Annotated in this window: 3 protein-coding genes and 2 pseudogenes; 2 read left to right on the top strand and 3 right to left on the bottom strand. The window is 69.1% G+C overall.

Annotation, left to right across the window (positions count from 1 at the left end; translation table 11 throughout):
- Positions 1-143 precede the first annotated feature (143 nt).
- From ACH4EW_RS32320 to ACH4EW_RS32330, 3 genes and pseudogenes are all read right to left on the bottom strand, one after another.
- Positions 144-827: a hypothetical protein gene (locus tag ACH4EW_RS32320; protein WP_398263111.1), complete on the bottom strand. Its 684-nt coding sequence runs from the start codon at positions 825-827 to the stop codon at positions 144-146.
- Positions 814-1,458: a TetR/AcrR family transcriptional regulator gene (locus ACH4EW_RS32325; protein ID WP_398263113.1), complete on the bottom strand. Its 645-nt coding sequence runs from the start codon at positions 1,456-1,458 to the stop codon at positions 814-816. The genes ACH4EW_RS32320 and ACH4EW_RS32325 overlap by 14 nt, the downstream gene beginning before the upstream one ends.
- Before the next feature lie 126 nt (positions 1,459-1,584).
- Positions 1,585-3,023, bottom strand: a pseudogene (locus ACH4EW_RS32330) (NF041680 family putative transposase).
- Between the two features lie 213 nt (positions 3,024-3,236).
- Here ACH4EW_RS32330 and ACH4EW_RS32335 point away from each other — a divergent pair.
- Together ACH4EW_RS32335 and ACH4EW_RS32340 are read left to right on the top strand one after the other, a co-directional pair.
- Positions 3,237-4,133: an IS982 family transposase gene (locus tag ACH4EW_RS32335; RefSeq protein ID WP_398263115.1), complete on the top strand. Its 897-nt coding sequence runs from the start codon at positions 3,237-3,239 to the stop codon at positions 4,131-4,133.
- Between the two features lie 34 nt (positions 4,134-4,167).
- Positions 4,168-4,548 (top strand): annotated as a pseudogene (locus ACH4EW_RS32340) (IS4 family transposase); the annotation flags it as partial.

Here is a 4,548-nt window from a genome sequence, read left to right on the forward strand (position 1 = left end):
GTCGGTCGTCGGCGCAGCCCGCTGCGCTCTCCTCCCTCCGCCTTGCGATCGCACGCACCAGACACCCCCGGCCCCGCCCTGCGGGCGGACGACGCCACTTTCGAAACACGCCCTAATCCGCTGGTTGACCGCCAGCGGGCGCCTCACACCTTGCGGTATTGCTGGGCCTTGCCCCGGTCCCGCACGCTGATGCCGAGCGTGCGCAGCTCGTCGCGCGCCTCGTCGGCGGCACCGGTCCGGTCGTCGGCGAGCGCCCGCTGCCGCATCCGCAGCAACGTGTGGGCACGCTCGTCGAGGCCCGGCCCGTTGTCGACCCAGGCGGTGTAATCCGCCTCGTGCGGGTCGGCGGTGCCACGCCAGGGATACCTCTGCTGCTCGAACGCGGACGACAGACGCCCCACGAGGCCACTGTCCACCCGGGTGCGGACGTGCTCCCAGCCGTCGGTATCGCGCAGCACCAGCTCACGGCCGTCGGTGAACACCTCGGCGATCCGGGCCCGTTCGACGTGGCGGCCGCCGGTGGCGTCGTGGACGACGACGCTGTCGACACCCACCTCGATCACGGGATTCTCCTTGCGCCAGGTGCCCGCCACCCACGCCCCGGCCACACCGCCGCAGAGCGTCAGCACCGGCACGGCCCACACGAGCGGCAGCGCGGCCGCCAGCCGGAGCGGGCCCGGCGCGCTGTCGAAGAGGCTGATCATCCAGTCGGCGAGCGGGCCCACGGCGAACGCGGCGCCGAGGCCGAGCGCGGCCCCGCCCAGGATGACGGCCCACAGCCACGCCTCGGGCAGGCGCACAGTGACGGGGGGCTCACGCTTGGCCATCGGTGTTCTCACTCTCTCGCTCCGTCCTCTTGGGCTCTCGGTCCGTCCCCGCGGGCGCCAGGTAGCGCGCGACGGTGCGGCGCAGCGTGGGGAGCGGGGAGTGGTCGGGGCGAGCGCCCAGGTACGTGGCGTCCACCAGGTTCTCCAGCCAGGCGGCGGCCTCGGCAGGGTCGAGCTCCGGGTCGACGGTACCTGCCTCGATTCCGCGCGCGAGGAGCCCCGCCAGCCCGTCGCACACCACCCGGGACGTGCGGCCGACGACTTCGAGGAGCTCGGCGTCGTGCTGGACACGCCGCAGCAGCTCGACGACCATGCCCGAAGCGCTCGGGTCCTCGGCCTCCGCGGCCAGCTCGGTCACAACGGCGAGGACGGCGGCGAGGGGGTCGTCGGTCCCCTCGTGACGGGCGATGAGCGCCTCCGCGCGCGGAAGGTCCTGCTCAAAGACCGCGCGGAAGAGGGTCTGTTTGTCGGCGAAGTAGTAGAAGACGCTGCCTGAGCTGAGCCCGGCGGCCGACGCGATCTGCGCGACCGTCGTCCACTCGAATCCCTGCACCCCGAAGAGGCGGCCCGCCTCGGCGACAATTGCCTCCCGCCGCCGCGCATGCCGCACTGGGTCGGCCGTTCGTGGCATCCCGCACCCCCTATTCATTAACTGGCTAGTCAATCAAAGAATAGTGCACGCCTCAGCCACCACGTCCCCGGCGGAGGCTCTGAAGGTCTCCGGTCCACCTCAAGTGGCGTCGATTTAGCTTGATCTTTAAGGCTGCTGCACAGCCGCACCACGCCTGAGCCTGTCCGGTTTGCGCATTTTCTTGCCGACTGGGTGGCGGGGTGCGGGGGTGGAGGTGCGGCCTCGGGGGCGGCCGGGTCCGGGGTGGGTGGCTTTCGGCGTACTGGCTGGAGTGCCCAGGATCCGCTGGATGCGGGGATAGCCGCGGCGGACCCGGCCGGGAGTGAGCTGATCTGGCGTCAGTGGCTTCTCCCAGGGTCTGCGCAGGTCCTCGGCCAGAGGCCGGGCGAGGCGGAGCTGGGCGTAGGCGGCCAGGATCAGCCACACCCACCGGTCGGCCTGCTCGGGAGTGCGCAGGCGTGGTCGGGTCAGGCCGAGGGTCTGTTTGAAGAAGCGGAAGGTGTGTTCGATGTCGAATCTTCGAAGGAAGATCCGCCACAGACGGTCGACGTCGTGCGTGTCGGCGTCGGGTCGCCGTGCCACAGCCGCAGCGGCTTGGGATCGCGGTTGCCGGGCAGACGCTCGACGGCCAGGTGAACCAAAGTGCCCTCGACGAGGGGCAGTTCGCCCTGATGGTCGACCCAGGAACCGCGCCGGTCCGGCTTGGGGTGCATCCGGCCCCAGCAGCGGGCGAGGACCTCGCCGAAGCGGTCGCGGACGCCGGTTGACTCCTGGGCCGGGGCCGGGTGGGTGGTGGGGTCGGACAGGCGGAACTCCGCTCCGTGACGGGGCGGGCGCCCGGGGTTGGTTCCGCGTCGCTTGCCGGCCGGTGCGTACATCACCCGGTCCGCGCGGATACGTCCCAGCAGCCGTACCGGCTCCTCGCGCAGCAGCCAGGTCAGACGCACGAGGTCGTAGCCGGAGTCCAGGACGAACAGGACCGGCGGGTCGCCCGGCCGCCACTGTCCGGCCCGTTCCAGGCGAGCATGCAGCTCCCGGATCTGGGCCGCGGTGATCTCGGTGGGGTCGTCCTCGGGTCCCAGTCGTACTGCGTCCAGCGGGCCGGTCCACGAGGAGCGGCCACCACCCAGTGCTGCGGCCACTTGATGGGGCCAGCCCGGGATGGTCTGGCGAACCCCGTCGCAGCGGCACGGACGGTGGCAGTGCAGCCGCTCCGCAGAGCACTCGGCATCCGGACGGGGCCACGGAATGACGTCCAGCGCGATCGAAAGTTGCCGGTCCGCCCCGCGCGGTAGTTCAAGTCCGGCCAGCGCCATCCGAAGGCGAGACACCGCGATGTGCCCCTGGGCCAGCGCGTCGTACATCGCCCCGTGCCCACGCCGGTGCACCTCCTGAAGCGACAACTCCGGCAGCGACACCACCGGCCCGCCCGCACACAGCACCGCGTCCGCCAGTTCGAACAGCGCATCCGCCCGCAGTGTCAGGCACCCGTAGAAATCGCGGCGAAACCGGGACAACCTGGCCAGCGCCTCGACGCGTGCAGCATCATCTTGCAGACTGTCCATCACGGCCTTTGGTTGATCAACGTGTCTCTTGGCGGAAACACATGATCAAGCAGAGGCCGCCCTGCTGTCAGGCAAACAACGAACCCCACCAAGAAACGATCTTGGTGGGGTTTAAAGCCAAGTTTGGATAGTCCGCCGCTTGCGCCCTCAACAAGTCAGTCCGATGCCCGACGGCGTGCCTGGAAACGCGAAGAGGGCATCCAAGATCGTTCTGTGAACAACGAAGACTTGGACGCCCTGCTGGCAGCACTGTACGTGAAGATCGACGACGAGCTGGAGGTGGAGCGATGGATGGGCTGTCCGCCGCAGTTGAGCGATGCCGAGCTGGTCACGCTCGCTGTGGCCCAGTCCCTGCTCGGCTTCCACTCCGAAGCTCGGTGGCTGCGGTATGCGCGCAAGCACCTCGCGGCGATGTTTCCGTACCTGCCGCAGCAGTCCGGATACAACAAGCGCCTCAAGGCTGCGTTGCCGCTGGTCAAGAAGGCGATACGACTGCTCGCCGCGGAGAGCGACTTCTGGTTCGACAACCACTGGATCGTGGACTCGACGCCGGTGGAGTGCGGGCGTTCGCGGCCGACGGTGAAACGCTCGAACATGGCTGGCTGGGCCGGATACGGGTACTGCGCCTCCCACTCTCGCTTCTTCTGGGGCCTGCGCCTGTACCTGGTCTGCACCCCGACGGGGATGCCAATCCTGTGGGCGCTCGCGAACCCGAAGATGGACGAACGCGAGGTGCTCCAGGCATTGCTCGACGTCGACGAGCACCTGGTCGCCGACCGGCCCGGCCTACTGCTGATCTCCGACAAGGGCTTCGCTTCCAAGGAGTTCGAGATAGACCTCGCGGTGCGGGGGATCGACCTGCTGCGGCCGGCCTTCAAACGGGAGGAGAAGCGTAAGGGCGAGTCTCTCCTCAAGTCCGTGCGCCAGCTGATCGAGTCGGTCAACGACACGTTGAAGGGGCAGTTGGACCTCGAACAGCACGGCGGACGGACCTTCGAGGGCGTCGCCGTCCGCGTCGCCCAGCGCATTCTCGCGATGGCAGCCGCGATCTGGCGCAACCACAAGACCGGCGCCCCGACCGTGCGGTCGCTGATCGCATTTGATCACTGAACACATCGGACTTACTCGTCTAGCCTCAATACCGGTGACTTTGGACGCCAATGACGCCTTCTTCGGCCGTCCGGGATCCTCGCGCGGCCAGCGGCGGGGCGCGTATCCGCAGGCGCGGATGACGGCGGTGGTCGAGTGCGGCACGCATGCGGTCTTCGCCGCAGAGGTCGGCCCGCTGTCGGTGCGCGAAACAGCGCTGGCCCGGCGCCTGTTCGGGCGGCTGGCTGCGGGAATGCTCCTTCTGGCCGACCGGGGCTTCGCCGGGTTCGACCTGTGGCGGGTGAAGAGCAACGCGGTCCTGCCCGTGGTCGAGACCCTGAACGACGGCTCGTACCTGTCGGAGATCGTTGCCGCGCGGGACAAGAACCGCCGGGCCGACCCGATCACGGTCCGAGTCATCGAGTACACCCTCGAC

It is taken from the genome of Streptomyces sp. NPDC018000, from assembly GCF_044328025.1.
In the GTDB taxonomy this organism is placed as follows: Bacteria; Actinomycetota; Actinomycetes; order Streptomycetales; family Streptomycetaceae; genus Streptomyces.